Origin of the sequence: Akkermansia muciniphila ATCC BAA-835 (assembly GCF_000020225.1) — a bacterium.
GTDB classification, from domain to species: Bacteria; Verrucomicrobiota; Verrucomicrobiia; order Verrucomicrobiales; family Akkermansiaceae; genus Akkermansia; species Akkermansia muciniphila.
In genome coordinates this window covers 552017-574274 of record NC_010655.1, presented here as the reverse complement: position 1 = coordinate 574274, position 22258 = coordinate 552017, and the positions used below count along the sequence as shown (strand labels likewise).

Annotated in this window: 22 protein-coding genes; 9 read left to right on the top strand and 13 right to left on the bottom strand. The window is 54.6% G+C overall.

Going from position 1 to position 22258, the window contains the following annotated elements:
- Positions 1 to 12: 12 nt before the first annotated feature.
- From AMUC_RS02670 to rplU, 3 genes are all read right to left on the bottom strand, one after another.
- On the bottom strand, positions 13 to 453 hold the full coding sequence (locus AMUC_RS02670; protein ID WP_012419539.1) for a Fur family transcriptional regulator: 441 nt from the start codon (positions 451 to 453) through the stop codon (positions 13 to 15).
- 155 nt (positions 454 to 608) lie between these two features.
- Positions 609 to 872, bottom strand: coding sequence for a 50S ribosomal protein L27 (rpmA, locus tag AMUC_RS02665; RefSeq protein ID WP_012419538.1), 264 nt, complete (start codon positions 870 to 872; stop codon positions 609 to 611).
- 26 nt (positions 873 to 898) lie between these two features.
- Positions 899 to 1216, bottom strand: coding sequence for a 50S ribosomal protein L21 (gene rplU / locus AMUC_RS02660; protein ID WP_012419537.1), 318 nt, complete (start codon positions 1214 to 1216; stop codon positions 899 to 901).
- An 88-nt stretch (positions 1217 to 1304) separates the two neighbouring features.
- On the opposite strand from rplU, the gene tsaE reads away from it, so the two are divergent.
- The gene (gene tsaE / locus AMUC_RS02655) at positions 1305 to 1754 is read left to right on the top strand and encodes a tRNA (adenosine(37)-N6)-threonylcarbamoyltransferase complex ATPase subunit type 1 TsaE (RefSeq protein ID WP_012419536.1); all 450 of its coding nucleotides are present in this window, start codon (positions 1305 to 1307) and stop codon (positions 1752 to 1754) included.
- An 8-nt stretch (positions 1755 to 1762) separates the two neighbouring features.
- Here tsaE and AMUC_RS02650 read toward each other — a convergent pair whose 3' ends face one another.
- Together AMUC_RS02650 and AMUC_RS02645 are read right to left on the bottom strand one after the other, a co-directional pair.
- Positions 1763 to 2581: an alpha/beta hydrolase gene (locus AMUC_RS02650; RefSeq protein ID WP_012419535.1), complete on the bottom strand. Its 819-nt coding sequence runs from the start codon at positions 2579 to 2581 to the stop codon at positions 1763 to 1765.
- Positions 2578 to 3045, bottom strand: coding sequence for a hypothetical protein (locus AMUC_RS02645; protein ID WP_012419534.1), 468 nt, complete (start codon positions 3043 to 3045; stop codon positions 2578 to 2580). The genes AMUC_RS02650 and AMUC_RS02645 overlap by 4 nt, the downstream gene beginning before the upstream one ends.
- Before the next feature lie 162 nt (positions 3046 to 3207).
- Here AMUC_RS02645 and AMUC_RS02640 point away from each other — a divergent pair, with 162 nt between their 5' ends.
- The 3 genes from AMUC_RS02640 (at position 3208) to AMUC_RS02625 (ending at position 8097) form a co-directional block, all read left to right on the top strand.
- Positions 3208 to 5454, top strand: coding sequence for an NPCBM/NEW2 domain-containing protein (locus AMUC_RS02640; RefSeq protein ID WP_157738230.1), 2247 nt, complete (start codon positions 3208 to 3210; stop codon positions 5452 to 5454).
- A gap of 204 nt (positions 5455 to 5658) precedes the next feature.
- A complete protein-coding gene (locus tag AMUC_RS02630; RefSeq protein WP_012419532.1) occupies positions 5659 to 7119 on the top strand; it encodes a hypothetical protein in 1461 nt (486 codons plus the stop codon).
- Between the two features lie 51 nt (positions 7120 to 7170).
- Positions 7171 to 8097 carry a polyphosphate kinase 2 family protein gene (locus AMUC_RS02625; RefSeq protein WP_012419531.1) on the top strand — a complete coding sequence of 309 codons (927 nt, stop codon included), beginning with the start codon at positions 7171 to 7173 and terminating at the stop codon, positions 8095 to 8097.
- Between the two features lie 104 nt (positions 8098 to 8201).
- On the opposite strand, the gene AMUC_RS02620 is transcribed toward AMUC_RS02625, so the two are convergent.
- The gene (locus tag AMUC_RS02620) at positions 8202 to 8645 is read right to left on the bottom strand and encodes a hypothetical protein (protein ID WP_128252097.1); all 444 of its coding nucleotides are present in this window, start codon (positions 8643 to 8645) and stop codon (positions 8202 to 8204) included.
- A 73-nt stretch (positions 8646 to 8718) separates the two neighbouring features.
- Between AMUC_RS02620 and AMUC_RS02615 the strand changes: the two genes are divergently transcribed.
- Genes AMUC_RS02615 through AMUC_RS02605 form a run of 3 tightly spaced genes read left to right on the top strand, consistent with a single transcriptional unit; the run spans position 8719 to position 11380 of the window.
- Positions 8719 to 9480 carry a hypothetical protein gene (locus AMUC_RS02615; protein ID WP_042447604.1) on the top strand — a complete coding sequence of 254 codons (762 nt, stop codon included), beginning with the start codon at positions 8719 to 8721 and terminating at the stop codon, positions 9478 to 9480.
- 36 nt (positions 9481 to 9516) lie between these two features.
- On the top strand, positions 9517 to 10092 hold the full coding sequence (locus tag AMUC_RS02610) for an RsmD family RNA methyltransferase (RefSeq protein WP_012419528.1): 576 nt from the start codon (positions 9517 to 9519) through the stop codon (positions 10090 to 10092).
- Between the two features lies 1 nt (position 10093).
- The gene (locus AMUC_RS02605) at positions 10094 to 11380 is read left to right on the top strand and encodes a 3-deoxy-D-manno-octulosonic acid transferase (protein ID WP_012419527.1); all 1287 of its coding nucleotides are present in this window, start codon (positions 10094 to 10096) and stop codon (positions 11378 to 11380) included.
- Here the strand turns inward: AMUC_RS02605 and AMUC_RS02600 are convergent.
- The 3 genes from AMUC_RS02600 to AMUC_RS02590 form a co-directional block, all read right to left on the bottom strand.
- A complete protein-coding gene (locus AMUC_RS02600) occupies positions 11364 to 12335 on the bottom strand; it encodes a retropepsin-like aspartic protease (RefSeq protein ID WP_012419526.1) in 972 nt (323 codons plus the stop codon). The genes AMUC_RS02605 and AMUC_RS02600 overlap by 17 nt on opposite strands.
- A 53-nt stretch (positions 12336 to 12388) precedes the next feature.
- Positions 12389 to 13510 carry a ribosome small subunit-dependent GTPase A gene (rsgA, locus tag AMUC_RS02595; RefSeq protein ID WP_012419525.1) on the bottom strand — a complete coding sequence of 374 codons (1122 nt, stop codon included), beginning with the start codon at positions 13508 to 13510 and terminating at the stop codon, positions 12389 to 12391.
- Positions 13511 to 13591: 81 nt separating this feature from the next.
- Positions 13592 to 14266 (bottom strand): phosphopantothenoylcysteine decarboxylase domain-containing protein, encoded by a 675-nt coding sequence (locus AMUC_RS02590; RefSeq protein WP_123038940.1) that lies wholly within the window; start codon positions 14264 to 14266, stop codon positions 13592 to 13594.
- A gap of 70 nt (positions 14267 to 14336) precedes the next feature.
- Between AMUC_RS02590 and AMUC_RS02585 the strand changes: the two genes are divergently transcribed.
- Together AMUC_RS02585 and AMUC_RS02580 are read left to right on the top strand one after the other, a co-directional pair.
- Positions 14337 to 15527 (top strand): cysteine desulfurase family protein, encoded by a 1191-nt coding sequence (locus AMUC_RS02585; protein ID WP_052294426.1) that lies wholly within the window; start codon positions 14337 to 14339, stop codon positions 15525 to 15527.
- A 223-nt stretch (positions 15528 to 15750) separates the two neighbouring features.
- Complete coding sequence (locus tag AMUC_RS02580) at positions 15751 to 16194, top strand: GNAT family N-acetyltransferase (RefSeq protein WP_012419522.1); 444 nt, start codon at positions 15751 to 15753, stop codon at positions 16192 to 16194.
- 59 nt (positions 16195 to 16253) lie between these two features.
- Here the strand turns inward: AMUC_RS02580 and AMUC_RS02575 are convergent, their stop codons facing one another.
- From AMUC_RS02575 to AMUC_RS02560, 4 genes are all read right to left on the bottom strand, one after another.
- On the bottom strand, positions 16254 to 17003 hold the full coding sequence (locus AMUC_RS02575; RefSeq protein WP_012419521.1) for a DeoR/GlpR family DNA-binding transcription regulator: 750 nt from the start codon (positions 17001 to 17003) through the stop codon (positions 16254 to 16256).
- A gap of 215 nt (positions 17004 to 17218) precedes the next feature.
- Complete coding sequence (locus AMUC_RS12295) at positions 17219 to 18562, bottom strand: PPK2 family polyphosphate kinase (RefSeq protein ID WP_012419520.1); 1344 nt, start codon at positions 18560 to 18562, stop codon at positions 17219 to 17221.
- 18 nt (positions 18563 to 18580) lie between these two features.
- Positions 18581 to 21235: a tetratricopeptide repeat protein gene (locus AMUC_RS02565; RefSeq protein WP_012419519.1), complete on the bottom strand. Its 2655-nt coding sequence runs from the start codon at positions 21233 to 21235 to the stop codon at positions 18581 to 18583.
- A gap of 7 nt (positions 21236 to 21242) precedes the next feature.
- Positions 21243 to 22232, bottom strand: coding sequence for a M23 family metallopeptidase (locus AMUC_RS02560; protein WP_157738228.1), 990 nt, complete (start codon positions 22230 to 22232; stop codon positions 21243 to 21245).
- Between the last annotated feature and the right edge of the window lie 26 nt (positions 22233 to 22258).

Sequence of the window (22258 nt, the reverse complement as noted above, 5' to 3'; positions counted from 1 at the left end):
GATGAAAGAGAGTTAGCCCTGCGGCGTGGTGATGGAACCCCTCAGGGTGATTTGGGCTTCTTCCACGCACACGTCGTCGGGCAAGTTGATGAATTCCTTCAGTTCCACGCCTTCCTTGATGGTGATGTCGTAAATGCGTCCGGTCCGGGTGTCCTGGAAGTGTCCGTGCTCAACGAGATTGGGACAGAAACGGGAAGAACTGCGTTCAAAGTTGACCTGATTGACCAGGCCGTGGTTCACCAGCGCCTCCAGGCAGTTATAAACGGTGGCCAGGGAGATGCTGGGGAGTTTTTTGCGTACCCGCTGGTAAACTTCATTGGCTGTTGGATGATCCCTTTGTTCCAGAAGAACCTGATAAACTTCCTGCCTTTGCTTGGTAAGCCTCAACCCGGAAATGACCGGCAGGGTAGAGGCAGTGCGGACGGCCTGCTTGGAATCTGTTTTGGGATTCATATCTTATTTTTCATGCTCTGCGTGGATAGTGGGGGAGGGGCTATTGTTTTGCAAGAACAATTCCTGTTATTTATTGGAGCGCGGAGAAGGACAGAAAAAGGGGCGGTCATCCCTGTGGATGGCCGCCCCTGCAGGGAGATAGAGTAATCCGTATTTTAGTTGGCGGCTTCAGATCCTTCCGGAGCCACATTGACGCGGCGGCCTTCGCGGTCAAAGAACACGCGGCCGTCCACCAGGGAGAAGATGGTGTAGTCACGACCCATGCCTACGCCCTTGCCGGGGTGCCACTTGGTGCCGCGCTGGCGGATGATGATGTTGCCCGCGATCACTTCCTGTCCGCCGAATTTTTTAACGCCGAGGCGCTTGCTGCGGGAGTCGCGACCGTTCTTGACAGAACCTTGACCTTTCTTGTGAGCCATAAGATAATAAAAATTAAGGGTTGAAATTAGGCGTTGATAGCAGTGATTTCCAGCTTCGTCATGGCGCGGCGGGAACCTTTTTTCTTGTGGAAGCCCTTGCGGCGCTTAAATTTGAAAGCGATGATCTTTTTGCCGCGGAACTGGCTGACCACCTTGGCGGAGACCGTAGCTCCTTCCACCATGGGGGTGCCGACGGTCACTTTTCCGTCATTTTCCACCATAAGCACCTGATCGAAGCTTGCTTCGGCCCCCTCTTCGAGGGTATTGATGCATTCAACGTCGATCACGTCGCCCGTCTGGACGCGGTACTGCTTGCCACCTGTTTTGAAAATTGCGTATGCCATTGCTATCACTGTTAAGGTTCGCCCGCAGATGCGGGAGCCGCAATAAACCATATGACTTTATTTTAGACAAGCAAAATTTCATGAAAAAATGAGCGAATGGCATAAAATTTTTAGAAACGGCCCCGTTTTGACTCATTCCCCGGAGGAAATGAGGGAGCTGGGGAGGCAAATAGGTAAAATTTTAATGCCCGGCGAAATTCTGGGCGTGGTGGGTGAGCTGGGGGCCGGAAAGACGCACCTGACCCAGGGCATTATGGAGGGGCTGGGGAGTTCCGAGGCGGCTGCCAGCCCGACATTTTCCCTGGTGCATGAGCATGCTGACGGACGCCTGCCGGCATGCCATTTTGATTTTTACCGGCTGAAGGATGAGTCCGAGCTGACCGGCATAGGGTGGGAAGAGTATCTGGACGGAGAGACTGTGCTCATTGTCGAATGGGCCAACCTGTTTCCGGAAGCGCTGCCGGAAGAAACCTCATGGCTGCTGCTGGAACATGAAGGAAGCTGCCTGCGCCGCGTATCTCTGGCTCCTGCGGAATAAAACGGAGATCAGTACCCGATGCTTTGAGAAAACGCTTTATCAAAGCCGGGGCTGAGCCAGATGGTATTATGCATGGCTCCGGGGAATTCCTGGTAACTGACCGGTACGGAGAAACAGTCCCGGAGCCGTTTGGCGTGGTGCGGAGGAATGACTTCATCCGCTCCCGCAGCCAGGATGCTGACAGGGCAGGCGACTTTGGGCGCGGCCAGGTCTGACCGGAAGTGGTCCGGAAGGAGAAGCCTGACGGGCAGGTATGGGAAGAGACCGCGGGCAGTTTCCAGAAGGCTGTCAAAAGGGACCAGCAGCACCAGTTTTTTCACGTGTCTGACGGAGGCTACCTGGGTAGCGACTCCGGAACCGAGGCTTTGCCCGACCAGGATGACGTCGTCCGGCGTTCTTCCGGTTTCCTTCAGCACGGAGTCAAGGATAGCCAGGGAGTCTCCCATGATATCCTGTTCCGTAGGAGAGCCGGTGCTGAGCCCGTACCCGCGGTAATTGACCAGGAGTTTGGCATGGGGAAAACGGTCCAGGTAGGGAAGCATCATGGAAATATCCATGGCGTTCCCTCCGTAATATACTAGGAGGGGCTGCCCCTTTTTTTCAATAAGCCATCCGCTGAGTTTGGCCCCATTATGGTGGAAGGTGCGCCGATGCGGTTCCCAGGCGGCACGTTTTTCCAGATACGCGGTTTTGTCCTTGGGTTGGGGCGGCAGGTACACTAGGGAACGGACGGAACACTGGACGCATGCCAGAGCCAGAACCCCGGCAAGCAGAAGTGCGCACGGGATTTTCCATGTTCCCGTTTTCAGTATCCTCAGAAGATTCATGGGACGTTTTTTTCCGTGGTCATGGCTCCGGTTGTCCCGGAACGGAGCAGGGCTGTGCCCCGTTCCTGGCAGCTCCAGCCATTCAGGAAGGCCGTTTTTTCGTTCGCGTCCGGGCGGCGTACGTCATTCAGAAGTATTTCCCTGGAGGCCGTTTTGAAATGCAGCTCCGTGGAAGCCGCTCCCTGGTTGTATGTTACTGTAGCCGTTTCCGGAACCCCTCCTGCGATTTCCAAAGTTCCTCTGCCGTCCCCCAGCGAATGGTAAAAAAGAGTCATGCCGGAATGGGGATGCCGGATTTCCCGTTCGGAAACGGGTTCGCTTTCCCCTTCCAGGACAATCGCCGTTCTGCTGCCGTTGGGGAACCATTCCGCCTGGACGTTATCCGTTTCAAGCGTGGCGCCTCCGCGCCCGCAGGCGGAAAGAGCCGGCAGGATGCCGGGCAGTAGGAAGAATGCTGATCGCATGGAGACAGTGTCCCTGAATTCGGTATGGAAGGCAATCTCTCTTTTTCTCTGATGGAAGCTTCTGGACGATCCATATTTTTTCTGATAGAAGGAATACGGGAACAGAGTATAAAAAATATGTTCAGCCGGATGTTTTCATGGAGTTTTGTAGTTGCAGCGTGTTTGGCGGGATTATTCCCGGCACAGTCCCAGGGCGAGGAAAAAGCTGCCCAATCCGGAACCATAGCCGTAAAAGTTCCTGCCTCCAGCCTGCTGATGACTCGCCAGGAGACGGGGGAAACCCGGTTGGACCGGTCTTTCAGTAATGCGGGGTTGAGCATAGGCGGCAAAAAATATGCCACGGGAATCGGTACGCACGCTACGTCCATGATTCCCCTGCCCGTTCCGGAAAACCCGAAAGTTTTGAGGCTGGAAGGTGCATGCGGAATTGATGACGGTGCGGATGGAGACGGAAGCGTGGAATTCCGCGTGATGAGCGGGTCCGAGGTTTTATGGAGTTCCGGCGTGATGAGGAGGGGGATGGCCGCGAAGAAGTTTTCCATTCCGGTGGCGGAAAACGGCATACGGCATCTTTACCTGATGGCCGACCGGGTGGACAATAATTCTTACGACCATGCGGACTGGGTAGATCTGGCCTGGAAGACGACAGGAAGTGGGCAGGGGATGAAGGGAGCTGTGGTGAATGCCTCTGAATTCGGCATGGTTCCCGGCGTCAGAAAAGATCAGGGGCCGGCGCTGCGGGCTGCCGTTTCCGCTCTCCGGAGGCAGGGCGGGGGCGTTTTGAACATCCCCAGAGGCATTTACCATTTTTATCCGGAGGGGGCTTTGAACATGAGTTTCCATATTTCCAACCATGACCAGCCGCTGATTCATCCGGTGTGTGTGCCTCTGGCCGATTTGCGGAATGTCCGCGTGGAGGGCAATGGTTCCCTGTTTCTTTTTCACGGCAAGGTGGTTCCCCTCCTGGTGATGGACAGCGAAAATGTCAGCATCAACCGTTTATCCGTGGATTACGAACGGTCCTGGTGCACGGAGGCGCGCGTCGTGAAGACGGATGACCGGTTCACGGAAGTGGAAATAGACAAAAAGGCCTACCCTTACGAAATCCGGAACAACAGGTTCGTTTTCCAGGGGAAAGGCTGGGAAGAAGGAATGGGAAGCTGCATGGCCTTTGAGAAAGGGACGGGACATATTATCGCCAATACATCGGACATCGGCTGGAACGGGCATGTGGAGCCGCTGGGCGGGAGCCGTCTCCGTCTGTCCTGGAACCTCAGGCAGAAGGGAATCAAGCCGGGGGATACGCTGGTTCTTCGGAATTATAACCGCCCCCATCCGGGATGCGTGGTGTACCGGGCTCGGAAAACATCACTGAATGACGTATCTCTGCACCAGAGCTCAGGCATGGCCCTGCTGGTCCAGCGATCGGAGGACTTTCATATGAAAGGCGGCGGAGTCATGGTCAGGAAAGGCACAGGGCGCGTACACACCGCCGGAGCGGACGCAACCCATTTTTCCAATACCCGGGGCGGAATCGTGGTGGAGAAAGCCCTGTTCGAAGGGATGATGGATGATGCCATCAATGTTCATTCCACCTGCCTGGGCGTGATGGAAGTAGTGGACAGCCATACCCTGAAGTGCAAATACATGCATCGGCAGGCGGTGGGGTTTGAGGTGTTTCTTCCCGGTGAAAAAATCCGTTTCATCAACGGTCCTACGCTGGAACCCGGCGGAACGGCCACTGTGAAGACGGCAGTGAAAAAGAATTCCGCGGAGATGGTGATTACGGTGGAAGAGCCGCTCCCCTCCTCCGTCAGGGCCGGGGATGCCGTGGAGAATGCGGATTTTTACCCTTCCGTGGTTTTCCGCAACAATATCGTCCGCAACAACCGTGCCAGAGGATCTCTTTTTACAACGCCGGAGAGAGTGCTGGTGGAGGGCAATTTGTTTGACCATTCCTCCGGCTCCGCCATTCTATTGGCAGGGGATGCCCAGGGGTGGTATGAAAGCGGCGCCTGCCATGAAGTGGTGATCCGCAAAAATACATTCATTAACAACCTGACCTCGCGTTACCAGTTTACGAATGCCATCATTTCCATTTACCCGGAAGTCAAGCAGCTGGACAGGCAGAGGGATTACTATCATCGCAATGTGCTGATAGAAAATAATGTTTTCAAGACGTTCGATGTGCCGCTGCTGTTCGCCATTTCCACGGACAACCTCAAGTTCATCAATAATAAGGTCATTTACAATGACGAGTTTAAGGGATGGGGGCAGAAACCTTTCCAATTCAGAAGATGCGCCAATATTCTGATTAAAGATAACAAGGTGCTGCCTCCCCGCACATGGACCCTTGAGGACTGCAAGCTGGAAAATACCCCATCAGATCAGGTCCGCTTTGGTGGATAAGTTTTTTATTTTACGCAATATCCGTATAAACAACATTTTTTTGCGGATTGCATATCCGGTGGCAACATATTTTTCTAAGATAAAAACATCAATAACTTTTCAAAGTTGCAGAGATAAGAAGAAAAAACAAATCTATTTTCATATTTATCTATTGATATTCATATGGATATGTGATTTCTTCCTGTAAAAAAGCAGGCGGCGGATATGCAATCCGCTATGTTGCCTTGCACTATGTGCAGGGGACAAAAGAGGGCGGCGGAAGGCAATGACGGGGGCATCAAATATTGGTGGATTTTACCTTTTTTGTCTTTCTTTTTTTCCCTGAATAACCAAAGTTTTTGGATTGATGAATGTTGTACTGCATTGTGCGCCATGCAGCAGGGAATGGAGGGATGTTGGAAGAAGATTTGTGAAATTGGCGGTAGCGATGCTCAAATGGCCTTTTATTACTACCTTTTATTTTTGTGGCATCATCTGACGGGTGCGGAGTCTGAATGGATGCTGAGGTTATTTAATATATTCTGGGTATTTTTATCATCCTGGTTTTTCAGAAAGGAACCAAAGGCGCTGGTGATTCTTTTGATTTCACCGTTTTTTGTTTATTATTCTAACGAGTTGCGGCCCTATATGTTGCAGATAGCGGCCTCTTGCGCTGTCTCCATGTTGTTTTGGCAGGTTAGCCGGGGAGAACCGGTAAAATTCCATGTTTTTTTTGGTTCTCTGTTTTTTTTATGTCTTACAAGCCTGACAGGGGTTGTATGGGCGCTCGGTTTTGCCGCGGCATTCATGGTCATGGCATTCCGGCAGTTTGGAGGGCGGAGGTTTCGGCGAGCCCTGCTCTGGTGGATTTTTCCATTTTCCGGGTTGGGAGCATATTATCTTTACACTCTTTTCTTGGGCGCCCGTGCGGTTTCCATATCTTCCTCCTGGATAGTCAATGCATGCGCTTCCATGTACGAGTTATCGGGATTGGCCGGCATGGGGCCTTCCCGTCTAGAATTGAGGATGTGCATGACTCCTGATGCTTTATGGAATATGAACGGATTGGGGGCAGGGATGATCTCCGGCGCCATTCTTCTGGCCGGTTCTGCCTGCGGCATCATTTTGTGGAATAAGCGGGCTGAGAGGCCCTTGGTTCCTGCTTTGCTGGTGTTGATATTGCTTCCAGGGGCCGTATTCCTTTATGGAACGGAAATGATGGATTTCCGTTTTTCCGGACGGCATTGCGCGCCGTTATTGCCTGTATTGTGTCTGGCCTGGTCCCTGGTGGCGTCATGGGATTGGTCGTTCCCCAGGATTGCCCAAACTATCCTGTTCCTATTAATGATGATTGTTTGGGCGGTGAGCGATATTCGTATTCGTTGCAATGATTTGTATGGCCGTGAAGATTTCCGCTCTGCGGTATCTTATTGCAAATTATTGCAGAGCAGTCATGTTGACATTTTACTTTTATGCAATGGGGCCGGAAAGGAGTTTTATGGATGGATTCCCGGCCCGTTAAAGGACAAATGGTCTGATTATAAGGTGATCGTAGTTTCCCGGCCATCCGATTATGCTGCTTTTCTCCAGCCCATAGAGTCTTCCGGCAAGTATGAACGTTCCGAATTATGCCGGGGGTTTGTCATCTATCGGCGGGGTGGAATCTCCCAACGAGAGGGGTATTGATGTTTTTGCTGTTGTTTCAACATTTTGAGAAGAGACAGTGTCATTATAGAAATGATGGATATTTCTTCCCGCCTGGTCAAAAGATGCAGGAAATTTATTGAACCGTACCGGGTGACGGACGGCAGGGGATTCAAGTTGTCCCGCTATGATCCCGGCGATCTCGGCAAGCTGGGCAAAGACAGCAAGAAAGAGGCTGTGGATAAGCTGGAAAAGGGCATCGAATTGCTGGAGCAGCTTCAGGAAGTATTGTATGCCAGCGAGTCTCATGCGCTGCTGGTGGTGCTGCAGGCGATGGACAGCGCGGGAAAGGATGGCATTGTGAAGCATGTGATGGGAGGCGTCAATCCGCAAGGGTGCGTAGTCAGCAGCTTCAAGCAGCCTTCCACGCTGGAACGGAGCCATGATTTCCTGTGGCGGTGCGTAGCACGCCTCCCCAGGCGGGGGATGATTGGCATTTTCAACCGTTCCTATTATGAAGAAGTCCTTAGCGTGCGCGTGCATCCGGAGTTTCTGGCCGGGGAGGGATTTAATCCCTCCCATGCCAAGAGTGCTTTCTGGGAGGAGAGGTTCAGGTCCATCAATAACCTGGAACGCCACCTGCTCGCCAACAGGACGAGCATTGTGAAAATATTCCTCAACCTTTCCCCAGAGGAACAGAGAAAGCGCCTTTTGGCACGGCTGGATACTCCGGACAAAAATTGGAAGTTTTCTGAAGGGGATATTCACGAACGCGAATTCTGGGACCAGTACCAGAAAGCGTATGAGGAGATGATACGCCATACTTCTTCCCGGGAGGCTCCATGGTATGTGGTGCCGGCGGACAACAAATGGTATTCCCGGCTTGTCTGCATGTGCGCCATTGTGGAGGCCCTGGCGGAGATGAGGCTGGAATATCCGAAGGTTTCCGGGGAATTGAAGGAGTTCTTTCCCAAATTCCGGGAGGAACTGGAACGCCCCCTGTCCAGGGGCGGGGATTAGAGCGGCATTCGGAAACGCGGAGAGAAAAACGGCGCATCAGCGGGAGATTGCCCTACTTCTGCTGCGCCGGCGCATTCCGTGCCATAGGGCAGGCTCCGTTTCCGTCAGCGCCTGCGTTCCCAGGATTGCACCTTGCCGTTGATGAAAAGCACGTATCCGGTGTTTACCGGCACATAGGTGACATCATTGTAATAAGGATAATAGGGACGGTAGAAGCCCGGCCCCCAGTAGGGACCGCCCCAGTATGGGCCGGCCCAGAAAGAGGGGGGAGGGGTGTAAACCGGCTGGAGGGAGGAATAAATCCAGCGGGTGGCGGATTTCCCGTTAAGGTTGCCTTCCGCTACGGCGGAGGGGTCCCCCCAGGCCAGGAAAACGGCCGGCGGAGACATCCCTTCAGCAATTTGTCCGGATTCCACCAGTGTTTTCTGGCTGGGCGGGAGGGAATTGAAAAGGGCCGGGTTTTTTTGGATGCGCGATGCCGGGGTGGACACGCAGGAAGCAAGGCTCAGAGCGGCGGACAGGGTAGTGAAAAGTAACTTCCAACTCATGATGTACATACGGATAACACTCACTTTGACTCTTGCCAAGGGTCTTTTGTTGAGTAAAATATACGAACACGTTATGAAAGCGCTCCGTAATCTGGCTTTAACACTGATAGTCCCTGTTCTGGTTTCCTCCCTGTCCGCAGCGGAAAAGCCGGAAATAGTTGGCGAATATCTCCCGGTCGGTAAAATGGCGGAAGCCGCCGCCGTCAGCGTTGTGCTTGATGAAAGCCTGCAGCCGTTCATGGAAAAGATAGACGGCGTTTTCGCCTCCCTGCCCGACAAGGACAAGAAGGAGCTTGTCAGCCAGATTGTCCCCGGCCAGCCCGTTCCTTATGATGAGCGCCTGGGCTGGACCAAGGACGAATATGCCAAGTACCTGGAGTGCTGGAAGCTGAAGCAGGTGCAGGAAGTGGCCCCTGTGGCCCTGGGTATTTTCGCCTCGGGGGAACGGAATATCTGGGATTTGGCTGCTGTGGCGCAGCAGGGGCCGTTGCCGATGAGCACGCTGAAATATGATTCCAGTACCAAATCCTGGATTTCTCCCAACGGAACCCTGACCCTGAAAGGGGACGTGTCCTATGACGAGCTAAATGTATACGGCGCGTGGAGCGGCAAGGAATGGACAATGGAAAAGAAAACCATTCTTTCCACCCTGACGGAGACTATCATTGCGGGCAAGACCAAGGACGGCAAGTATGCCTATTTCGTTTACAACATGTCTGAAAAGAACCCGGACAACGTTGCCATTGCCAACCAGTCCATCGTTCTGCGTGTTCCCGTCACCCGCATCGCGGGTGACCCTTTGCTGGAAAAGGCTAAGGCCAAGGCTCGCCAGTAGGGATATGATGTTCCTTTCATTTCCGGTAAGACAACAATGCGTATCATCAGCGGAAAGGCCGGCGGCATAACCCTGTCTGTTCCCAAGGGGGAAGTTCGTCCCACGACAGACCGGGTCAGGGAAGCCGTTTTTTCCATCCTGAACCCGCTGATGGACCGGGCCGACGTGCTGGATTTATTTGCCGGGTCCGGCGCCTTCGGCCTGGAGGCCCTCAGCCGTGGGGCGAGAGACGCCCGCATGGTGGATTTTTCCCGTCTCTCCTGCGCGGCGGCCAGGGCTAATCTCGTCAAGACGGGCTTGGAAGGCGGAACTGTCATCCAGGGAGATGCCGTCCAGTTCGTGAGAAGGGAACTGCTGGCCGGCAGGAAGTACGATATTATTTTTGCAGATCCTCCTTATTGCAAGGGGCCGGCGGACCGCGACTTTATTGTTGAACTGGCGGAGGCCGGAGTTGCCGGACTTTTGAAGGGCGGTGGCGTGTTTATTGCGGAAGTGCAGGAGGGCTGGGGTACCGGAAGGGAAGGCGCCGCGGAAATTGACGGCCTGAATCTGGTGGATACCCGCCGGTACGGGAAAAATATGCTGCTGTTCTACCAATTGCCTGAGAAGTAAGATGAAAGCCTTCCTGTTTTCCTTCTGTTACAATATCCTGTATACCGTCGGGTGGCTGGTAACGCTGCCTTCCTATCTGCTTAAGCAGAAGAGGAGAGGCGGATTCGGCACGGGGCTTCTGGAGCGTTTCGGGCTGTACCGGGTCTCCTATAACCGGGAGCCGAAAGGGGTGTTGTATGTGCATGCCGTGAGCGTGGGTGAAGTGGTGCTGGCTCTCAAGTTTCTCCGGGCGTGGCTCCGGGAACGCGGAGGTTCCGCCGTGCTGGCTACCAGTACGGCTACGGGGCATGCTACGGCAGTGAGTGCGCAGATTCCCGGCGTGCGCGTGATTTATGCCCCCTTTGACCTTCTGGGGCTGCCGGGGAGGTGTTTTGACCGTTTTGAACCGGAGGCCATTGTCCTGGTGGAGGCCGAGTTGTGGCCGAATTTTGCCCGTGCAGCCAAGGTGCGCGGCATACCCATGGCGATGATTAATGCCCGTATGTCCGCCAGGTCCGAGAGCCGCTACCGCGCATTTAAATGGATTTCAAAGTATTATTTTTCCTTCCTTGACGCAATGGGCGTACAGGACAAGGGGGATGTCCGGAGGTTTGAATCCGTGGGCGTGCGTTCCTCCATCATCCACGTGACGGGAAGCATCAAATTTGACCAGCAAATGGCGGAGCGCAGGGAGGCTAATGCGGAGTTTGCCTCCATTTTGGACAAACTGAAACGCGGCAAGCCTGTAGTGCTGGCCGCCAGCACGCATGACGGGGAGGAAGTTCTGATCGCAGAAGCGGCGCGCAAGGCGGGAGGCTTCCCCCTGATCGTGCCCAGGCATGCGGAACGCCGCCATGCCGTGGTGCGGGAACTGGAGGCCCAGGGCTGGCAGTGCGTGCTGCGGACTGATGGCGAGATTCCGGAAACCCTGAAGGATCATGTTTGTTACATCGCGGATACGACGGGGGAATTGAGGGACTGGACCGCGCTGGCGGATGTAGCCGTGATCGGAAAAAGCTTTTTGGCGGACGGTGGACAGAATCCGGCTGAAGCCGTCGCCTGTGGCGTGCCCGTGCTGACGGGGCCCCATATGGAAAATTTCGATGCACTGGTCCAGCTGCTTGAAGGAGTGGACGGAATTGCCAGGTGTGATGAAAACCGCCTGGCGGACGTGCTCAAGGAGATGCTGGACAACCCCCTGCTGGCTCATGCCCAGTCTTCCCGCGCCCAGGTGGCGTTGAAGGCCCATTTCGGCGCTACGGCCCGGACCATTCGCATGATCTGCATCATGCTCAAGATTCCTGTTTGATATCGGGGGCTTTTTGCCCCTGGGGCTCCGGCCTGGAATGGGGAGGAAGGGCGAAGACTTCCCCCTGCGGAGCATCAATGATGATGTCAAAATGCTGGAAAGTATCCACGCCGATCTGGTATCGGCCCCCTGTTCCCGTTACGGCGAAGGAAAGGCCGTCCATTTGGAAGTCCGGTCCCATGCGGAGCGTGGAGGGGATACCCAGTTTCATGACAGTGCAGTCCCCATTGTGTCCGTTAATGTCGGTTGCCTTGGTGGTGAGCTGATTGCCGTTCGGATCTGCGGGCCACTGTTCCAGCGGGGCCATGGAAAGAGAAGAGCCGGAGTCAAGAGCCAGCGGGAAAGTATCTCCCCCCCCCCGGGAACAGCGGATGTAAAAAATTCCGGAAGGATCACGTTCCACATCCAGCGGTTTCCTGTGTTGGGGGAAGCGGGAGCGTTCCAGAAACTGCAGGGAAGCATTCCTGACGGACAGCAGGAACGGAGAGAACCCCAGGTAGTTGATGCCCAGGATGCCGTCTATCTTCACCTGCATGTCCTTTTGCAGGGGAGTAAGATCCAGGGCAAGGCCGAAGAAGTTTTTGATATGAAGCCCTCCCATGGAGAAGGACCGCATGGCAAATAGCCGGGGGACGGCATGGACGTTGGAACCAGGGGCTATTTGAACGTCTTCAAGCGGCAGGCCGGGAAAATTCTTTTTGATGAATTTGATATCAAATGTGGTGTGGGAAGCCGCCGTGTCCACAATAAGATTGCATGGGACTCCATTGACAGTGCATTGCGCTACAAGAAGCTTGCTGTGAGCATCCCTCTCCAGCTTTACGGGCTTCAGGTCAGTAATGGACACGACGGGACCGCCTTGAGCAGGAAGCGGCTGTTCTTCTGCAGATAAGGGAATCGCCCCCAATGCCAGAAGAGCCAGGAAAGTTCGGATGAGGCCGCGTGAAAATAGCATTCTTCACCATTAGGTGTGTTTTTGCAGTTTGACAAGCCAATTTTGACGGCGAATCAGTCATGGCTGCGGTGGTTGGGTTTGTGACGGCGTTCCAGTTCCACGCGGTCTTCATAGTTCCGGGCCTGCACTTTCCGGTCTCTTTTTCCGGCCCGTTCCACGTTCATTTGCCTTTTTTTCTGACGTTTGGCAAGCCGGGCGATTTCATTTTCCAAATTCAGGAAGTTTAAGTACCGCTCCTTGTCCAGCTTCCCCTCGTCCACGGCTTTCCTGATGGCGCAGCCGGAATCTTTACCGTGGCTGCAATCCGCAAATTTGCATTCATGGGCCAGCTCCGTCAAATCCGCAAAGCTTTCACGGAGGGTATGTTCATCAGTCCACATCTGGATTTCCCGTATGCCGGGATTGTCAATCAGCAAACCTCCATGCTTGAGGAGCACCAGTTCCCGCGCCACTGTCGTATGGCGCCCTTTGCCGGTTACTTCATTGACTTCTCCCGTCCAGAGCCATTCATCCCCCAGCAGGGTATTGACCAGGGTGGATTTCCCAACGCCTGAGGAACCGACGATGCAGATGGTTTTTCCCTTGGATAGGCATTTGCGGAATTCCGTGATTCCCCTGTTGTGCAGGGCGCTGATGCTGATTATGGCGCATTCCGGAGAGAGCTCCCGCAGAATCTGCATGGCGTTTTCCACTTCCTCCCTGGAAAAAAGATCCGTTTTGTTAAGCAGGATGAGAGGAGATGCTCCGCTGCGGCGGATGAGTGTAAAGTAGCGCTCCATGCGCCTGGGGTTGAAATCCGTTCCCGGTTCCGTCACTACGGCCACAATATCCACATTGGTTCCCAATACCTGTTCCGCGCTGCTTTTCCCTGGAGCTTTGCGGGAAAAACAGGTCTGGCGCGGGAGAATGGTGCGTATGACGGCTTCGTCTCCCGCTTCTCCCGGATCAATCGCCACCCAGTCTCCAACAGCGGGCAGTTCCGCATCCGTGGCCGCATCATGCCAGAGTTTGCCGCTGACGACGGCGTCCACATCTTCCCCGCCGTCCAGAAGGGCAGTGAAGTTGATTTTCGTTTCCCGGATGAGACGCCCCGGCATCCAGCCTGGTTTGGCAACGGCGTCGAAAGCGCGTTGAAAATGGTCGTTCCAGCCTAAATCCTGAAGAGTGACGGGCATGAAAAGTGAAAATGTGGTTCTGGGAAAGGTGGCCGGCATTTACATGCCAGCATTGGATCGTGGGGCAAACTCCCTGCCGCTTCAAGCGTGGAACGGGTCTGCCGTGCGCCATGACGGAGCTTTTCCCTGTGCGAGACGGGAAGCGCGCTCAATGATTTGAAGGGCAATTTGTGCTTTAGGCGCTTTTTCCAGGAACTCCGTCCGGTCCGGGTAAACGAGCAGCACTTCATTTTCAGAGGAGTTAAAACCAATGTCACTGCGGGAAACGTCGTTGGCCACAATCATATCGCACCGCTTGCGTTCCAGTTTGCCGCGCGCGTAATTTTCCACGTCATGGGTTTCCGCCGCAAAGCCTACCAGAATGCCGCTGAAGCCGAATTCCGCACGCATGGAGCCCAAAATGTCCGCAGTACGTTCCAGCTCCAAAATCATGCGTTCCCCCGTTTTCTTGATTTTGCGGTCCGGAACGGAGACGGGTCGATAATCCGCTACGGCGGCGCTGAGGATGGCGGCGTCGGCGTAGGGAGCCTGGTTTTTGACAGCATCATACATTTCCTGTGCACATTCAACCGGCAGGAAGTCCACGCCGTGCGGAATGTCCAGGGAAGTGGGGCCGGAGATGAGAAGGACGCTGTGGCCTTCGTGAACAGCCGCTTCCGCCAGGCAATACCCCATTTTCCCGGAGGAGTGGTTGGTGAGGTATCTGACGGGGTCAATAGCTTCCCTGGTGGGGCCTGCCGTGATAAGAAAACGCATGAGAGGCATTATGCGGAATCACGGGTAAAAGTGAAGAGTGATCTTGTGCAGCTGCGCATTATGTTCCGGCTTGACTCCTTCCCGCGATTGGGGGAGTTATGAAGGCGTGATTTATTGGGATAATAACGCCACAACACCGCTGGCTCCGGAGGTTTACGAGGCCATGGAGCCGTTTTTAAAGGAACGGTTTTTCAACCCGTCCGCCGGTTATGGCTGTGCCAGGCATGTGCGTGAGGCGGTGGAGGAGGCCCGTGCGGCCGTTGCCGCTCTGTTGGGCGCATTTCCTTCGGAAATTGTATTTACTTCCGGCGGAACGGAAGCGTCCAATATGGCTTTCCGCCAGATGGCCGGGGGACAGGAGGGGGGGATAGGCGTTTTGTCCACGGACCATGACGCCTCCTTGAAGACGGCCCTGGCCCTGGGCTACGGCTGTGTCTGCCCCGTGGACAGGGAAGGGAGAGCGATTCCGGAAAAATGGGAGTCGATGTGCGCAGGGGGCGTATCCGGCGTTTCTTTTGCCTGGGCCAATAATGAGACAGGCGCATTGCAGGATGCGCCGGTTTTGTGTTCCTCCGCCAGGAAGCATGGAGTTCCCGTGCATTTGGATATAGTGCAGTGCGCCGGAAAAATTCCCGTGGATTTGCATGGAATGGAAGTGGATTATGCTTCCGTATCCGCACACAAATTCCATGGCCCCAAGGGGATTGGATGTCTGTACAGGAGAGCGGGGGCTCCTTTTTCCCCTTTGTTGTTCGGCGGGGGGCAGGAGTACGGCTTGAGGTCCGGCACGGAGAATGTTCCGGGAATCATTGGTTTTGGTGCGGCGGCGCGGGCGGCATTGAGGCACTTGGAGGAGGACGCCGGACGGCTGTCCCGGATGCGGGATTCTTTTGAGTCTCTCCTGCGGACACAGGTGGGCGGCGTGACGGTGCATTCCGGCGGAACGGAACGTATTCCCAATACTTCTAATCTGGCGTTTGACGGATGTACGGCGGAAGCGCTGATGCTGTTGCTGGAACCTGCTGGTCTGCTGTGTTCGGCAGGGTCTGCCTGCCATACGCTGCAGCCGATGCCTTCCCACGTGCTGACGGCCATGGGATTATCTGATGAGGCGGTACGTTCCTCCCTGCGTTTTTCCCTGTCTTTCATGACGACGCAGGAAGAGGTGGAGCAGGCTGCAGCCCTGGTGGGCTCCGCTGTTCGGAAGGTGCGCTGTGTCCAGTCTTCGCGTACCGGCCCGGTGCTTGTGTACAGGCCGTAGTTGAAGGGTGGAAAGGCTGGTAGCTCTTTCAGATGGCCTTTTGTGTTCCATGATCCGGGGGACAGTGATGTGGTGAGGGGGAAAGGGTGGAAAAAAGCTGTCCGTCATGGCCTTTCCTTTCATTTTTACCGGAAGGCGGGACTTTCTTTCTTGAGTTCCATGCCTCCTCCATGCTAGCTTGTATAAACTACAGGAAGGGTTGCCGCATACCTGTTATTGATGTATGAAGATAGAACATTACCAGAATAGGGATGAAACGGAGGTTTTGAATATTTGGCTGAAAGCGTCCGAACAAGCCCACTCTTTTGCGGGAGTGGGGTTCTGGTGCGGTTTGGTGGAAGATATGAGGCAGGTGTACCTGCCCAGGGCGCGTACATGGGTGTGCAGGGACGGTGGCCGTGTTGTCGGGTTTGCCTGCCTGGTGGGGGAGGGGGAACTGGCCGCTCTGTTTGTGGCGCCGGAACGCCAGTGTGAAGGGATAGGTACAGCGTTGCTGGACTGGGTGAAGGAACACAGCAAGGGAATGCTGACGGTTGGGGTCTATGAAGAGAATGCCCGCGCCCGCGCATTCTATCGGCGCGGAGGGTTTGAAGAAATCGGCTCCAGGGAAGATGAGCTGACGGGAAGCCGGGAGTACCGGATGGAATGGAAAAGAGAGAGGATATGATCGTTATAAAAAAGGCGGAAGTTCCGATGAACTTCCGCCCCCTGTAAAGCAGGCCGGCGTTAGGCGAGTTCCACCTTGACGCCGCTCTTTTCAATCTGGTCGGCCATTTCCGGAGAAAGGGCCTCATCAGTGATGAGCATGGAAACCTGGGAGGGCGCAACGGTATAGAATGCCGGGTTGTTCGCTACGCTGGTGGAGGGCATGGCGATGATTACCTTGGCATCCGCGGGGATGACGCTCTTGATGAATTCGGATTGCAACATGTTCTTGTATCCGGCACCATGCTTGGGGGAGTAGCAGTCTGGCGTCAGCACGACCATGTCAATGCTCAGGGATCCGGCGGCCTTGGCGGCGTCCTGCCCTACATAGACCAGGGCTTCGCGGTCGAAGTGTCCGCCCGTGCAATAGAAGCTCAGGTTCGGAATGCCTTCAAGCCGGGTCAGCAACGTGGGGTTGTTGGAAACCACATGCGTATCTTTGGAATTGATGTGGTTGCATATTTGGTAGCCCATGGTGCTGCTGTCAATGAACATAACCACGGAAGCGGGAATATTCTGAACGGTTTTTTTTGCAATCCTGATAGACACATCATCTTGAGTGACAATGTCTTCATGGAGGGATTTGTGAGTAAGCGCCAGTGCGCCGCCGTGGACGCGCTTGAGGAAGCCGCGTTTTTCAAGGTTAATCAAATCATTGCGGACCGTTTCATCCGTGACCTTCATCTGTTTGGCCAGAGCAATGGTCCTTGCAGCTCCATGTTCAGCCAGCGTTTTCAGAATGAACTCTTTGCGTTGGGATGCTAAATACATTTGATTTTGTTTTTCTATGTAGAATGTTTACACGTTCTAGGTGTTAAGTTGTTTTCTAACAATTTTTCACTAGAACAGTCAAGCGTTAGAAATTCTAAGTTTTGATTGTTATTGTGAATAATGCAGATTTTGTAATAATGGGACAACTGAATACCGAGAAATGTACAAAAATAATTTTATGATGCACAAATTAGTTATCGTTATGACAGATTTTGTCAATCTGGAATGATGATGGAGGCTGGATCAAAGTTGGGAGTGGGGAGCGAAAGCTGGAGATGGCGCAGTTTTTCTACCATCAGGCGGGCGACAACCAGATTTCTGTACCATTTCCGGTCTGCCGGGATAATGTACCAGGGAGCTTCCGGAGTAGATGTTTTTTCAATGAGATCCTGGTAGGCTGTCTGGAATTCATCCCAACGATTTCGGTCATCCAGGTCATCCATGCAGAATTTCCAAAGTTTATCCGGGTCCTGAAGTCTGGATTCCAGCCGTTTTTTCTGTTCCGCCTTGGAGATATTCAGGAATAGCTTGATGATGACGGTGCCTTCTTCCGCAAGCATGGCTTCAAAGTCGAGGACGTGCTTGTAGCGGCGTTTCCAGACTGGGTCCGGGAAGATTTTTTTCACGCGGACGGCAATGATATCTTCGTAATGGGAACGGTTGAAGATGGCGATCTGCCCTTTGGCGGGGACCTCCTTGTGAACGCGCCACAGGAAATCGTGGTCCAGTTCCTCAGTAGTGGGTTTTTTGAAGGGGACTACGTGCAGCCCCTGCGGATCCACCCGGGAGAAGACATGCTTGACGCAGCCGTCCTTGCCTCCTGCATCCATGGCCTGAAGAATAACCAGAATTTTGTGCTTGTGCTGAGCAAAAAGTTTTTTTTGCAGTTCCTGCAGTTCTTCCCTCAGTTTGTCGAATTCAATCAGGGATTCTTCCTTGGTTCCGGAGAAGAGAGATTTGTCATCCGGAGAATAATCCTTTAAACGCAGTTTTTTGCCCGGAGGCACCAGGTAACGGTTCATCGTACGCGAAGTTAGTGTTGAAGATGAGGGTGAGGAGGGGGAAGATGTTTTCACAGCGGCGTGTTTGGAAGGAAAGCCGGGCCCGAAGAATTGCTGAAGGGCGTTTTTGATGACTTTCCTTTTGAATTTGGGGAACATTTCCAGTTTGAGATTCTGGAGGGGAATCCATTTCGTTTTTGAAAATTCGGGGCTGCGGTGCAAATCCGTTTTAGGGCGCCTGGTTTTGCAGCGCACAAGAAAGTAGGTTTGTTCCTGGCCTATCCAGCGCGTAACTTTACGGTTGCCGGAAGGGTATTTGTAACGCAGGCCGGACAGGCGGCTGACAATGGTGTATTCCGTGGGGCGCAGGCCCACTTCCTCCCATACCTCCCGCGCAAGAGTCTGTTCAATGCTTTCGTGTTTAATGACGCCTCCCTGCGGAAAGTGCCAGTACGGGTTGCGGCCGCTGTCCTTGCCCAGCAATACGCAGCCTTCAGCGTCCATGATGATGGCTGCTGCGTTGAGTCTCCAGTTTTTTGCTGTGGGGGGGGTATCCATGACAGGAGGAAAGGCTTCTTAATCCGCGGTTTGATCCGGTGTCGCCGTCTTTCCGTTTTCCGGCGCAGAGGCTTCCGGTTCATCCTGCCAAATGAAATGTTCCAGCTGGATGCGGCGCGCGTAAGCCGCTGCTTCCCTGGCTCTGGGGCCGGAAGTCTGCGCCAGTTTTTTTGCCAGCGCCAGGGCTCCGTCCCAGTCCTGAAGCTGGCCCAGCAGGCGGATGGAGGCGAAGCCGGCGTTGTAGAACCAGTGCCAGTCCCTGCGTTTGTTGGCGGAACTTCCGCTGGGCGTATGGGCCAGAATGGAGGCATAGTCATCCAGCGCTTTTTTTTGTTCGTTCATTCGTTCATAGAACTGGGCCCGCTGGGTCAGAGCCTTGAATTTCCAGGCCAGTCCCAGGTTGGGCGTGTCCAGGATTTCCGTACAGAGGTTGATGGCCTTGCGAAGAGTGTCCGAATGGGTATCTTCCTTAGCTACCCATGCATCCGCCTGGATGGAGAGGGCCAGCAGGCGCATGTAGCGCGGCAATGGGGAGGAAAGCAGGTTCTCCAGGGCGACGATGCATTGGTCCGCTTTCCCCATGCGCAGCAGAACGGAGGCTTCTTCTATTCTGGCAGGCTGGGCAAAGGGGGTGTCCCCCGTGCCTAGGGTTTTGAAGATGTTCAGGGCGGCGTTCAGCGTGCTGCCGGTATTGCTTTGCTGGGCGGCTTTTCCTGCCAGAAAGAGGGCTGCCGCCTGAAGAGGGCTGTCAGGGTATTTGGAGGGAAAGGGCTGGAGGACAAGCTGCGCTTCATGGAAGTCTCCGTTTTTGTACAGAAGCTCTCCCAGTTTGAGGTAAAGCATGTCCGCCTGTTTGCCTTCCGAATCCAGGGCAATGGCTCGTCGGCAGGACTGAATGGCGTTGGGCCATTCCTGCCGGCTTTCCGCCTCCAGAATATTCAGCCGCGCCAGCTGCATGGTCTGTTCCGGAGACAACTGCTCTTTTTCCAACAGGGGAAGGATAGCCTGCACGGTTTCCAGGTCCGGAGGGTTGAGATTCAGGGCTACTTCCACCTGGTCCAGCCGCGCCTGGGTTTTCAGGGCCGGAGTTTCCGCCAGAGTTATGAAATTTGCCAGCAATTCAGCAGCCTGAGGGGCCATCCTTTTAGCGGCGTAATGGGCCTGTTCAAAGAGGATGCTCTCCCGGAGCCGGGAAGAGCCTGAGGCTTCCTTGATGAGAGCGGCAGCTCCGGAGGCGTCATTGGCGTTCAGGGCGGCCAGGTTTTCATTGAACAGGGCGTTTTCCGCCGTTGTTTCCGAAGCGCGGCGGGCCGCTTCCCGGAAAAATTTCTGCGCCAGGGAGTAGTCTTTTTTGAGGAAAGCCAGGGCTCCCTGTTGAAAGACGAGGTCAGGGGATGAACCGGGATATTTGGAAATAAGACGTTCCGCATCCTGCAGACGGTTTTTATCCAGCAAAACAGTAATGGTATTCAGAGAAAGAATTTGAACGGGAAGGCTCTGGGGATATTTGGAGAGCCCCTCTTCCGCCATTTTGACGGCGCCTGACAGGTCATCTTTTTCCAGAAGAAGGATTCCCATGGCATACATGGCTGCCGGCTGGCGGGATGCATCCCTGGCTTTTACCCAGCCGTTGAGTTTTTCCAGAGCCTGGGGATTGGTTCGAAAGATGTCTTCCTCCAGCAGAATGTTGAAGGCGTCCATCAGCAAGGCGGATTCCGCTTTGCCGCCAATGAACGCCAACAGGCGTTCCTCCGCCGTTCCGGCGGTGTGCGGAGCTTCCTCTTCCTGAGGCAGGGACCGCGTTTCCTCTTCCGCCTGTTCCGGATTGCTTTTTTCCCGATCTATTTCCGCCTTGGCGAGAGCCAGGCGGCCCAGATCACGGATTTTTTCCGGATAGGATTTGTTGTCCATAACGGCGGAGAAGGTTTTGATGGCCTGGTCCAGATTTCCCTGTTTGCCGGCCAGCTTGCCTTCTATGAGCTCGGCGTATGAACGTATGAGCCGGTTGCTGTCCGTCCCGTCTTCCGTTTTGAGTTGTTCAAGAATGGCGGCGGCGTTCTGGTAACATTCCTGATTCACCAGTACATCCGCCAGAAGAAGGCGCGCGGGGCGGGAGACGGCGGGGGATTCCGCCTGCCCCAGCCTGCTGAGGGTTTCCAGTAAAAGCTGTCGGTCCTGAAGCTGGCGCGCAAGCTGGGCTTTCAATTGAAGCCCGTAGAGGGAAAGCGGATCCGTTTCCGGGATAGCGGTAAGTTTTTCCAGGGCTTTGGTAAAGGAGCCTTTATTGAAGAGGCCTACCGCCGTCCAGTAGGATTTCATGGGAGAGTCCGGCAGCTGCTCCCAGGCATTCAGTCCTTCTTCCGTTTTTTTGGCGCGGATCAGGGCTTCTGCCAGAAAGGGGCGGATTATGGCTTTTTGTGATTCCGTAAGGTTTTGGGAAGACAGGCATTCCTGGAAGTGTTTGCTGGCTTCCAGGGGAAGGCGGTTTTCCAGGGCTTTCAGTCCCTGCTGGTATTTTTTGTTTTTCAGGAGGTCCTGCCTGTCCTGCGGAAAGGTGTCTCCCGCAGAGGGGGCGGCAGCTGCAGGGGAAGCGCCGCCCAGGGAAAGCAGGACAGCCGCGCAGGATGTGAGAACGGCATGGGGAAAACGGAATCTGGAAAAGGTTTGCATCATCGTAGGATTATGATTCAGGCCCCATGAAGATGAGCCGGATGTAGCGTTTGCCGGCGGCGGTAAGCTTAGGGTCCTTGCTGGAGCCGGAAACGCGGTTGCAGGTCCTGTACAGTTGGGAGAAAGGATGCGGAACGGCCCGGATGACGACGGGTTCCGTGCACGGTTGGCTGGAAGGAGTCACGGAAACGGGAACTCCTTCTCCCGTGAAACTGATTTCCCAGGATTTGGGGTCGGAGGGCCCCGGCTTCAGGAGGAAGGGGTAGCGTTTGACAAGGCTGGGCAGTTCGCCGGAAGAGGGAGCCCGCACGACGTATTGGACCGGCAGGGAGGAGATATGGCGAGAGAGGGAAAATTCCGCCCCGTCCTTGCATTGCAGGAGGACGGGTGCCGGGTCAAAGCCGGCCAAATTGAGTCCGTTATAGGAACCGTGGCGGTTGGGAGTGCCCAGTTTCAGACTGGAATACCAGTTTTCAAAGTCATCTTGTAGCTTGAGGCAGAGTTCCAGATGCACATGAGCACGCGTTTTGTTCAAACCCACCCCGGAGTATCCCAGCTTTCCAATAACGTTTCCGGTTCCTACCCGGTCGCCTTTCCTGCAGGAGACGGAGGCCAGATGGGCATACAGGCTGTAAAGCGGGCCGTCCTTCAGCTGGTGCTCAATGACCACATAGCGGCCGTAATTGCTATGGGTTGGGTTGGCGGAGGCATGGACTACCGTGCCTCCGGCTACGGGGTGCACGTCGTCCAGCGGCGTGCCGGAAGCATCCCTCCTGAGAGGTTTAATGTCGATACCCTCATGAAATTTGACGGCCACGGGGCCTGCCTGGGTTCTGACGAGGGTCCGGGTAAAGCCGTAGGCTCCAGCTTCCCACGGCTGGGATTTCTTCCCTTCAAAATTGCGGTCTACATACATGTAAAAGTCCTGCGGGCGGTTGTCCAGCAGGGCTGTATTTTCCGTGGGGAAGCGCACTACAATATCCGCCATCAGTAATGGCATGCCCCAAAGAAACAGGAGGATGCCGG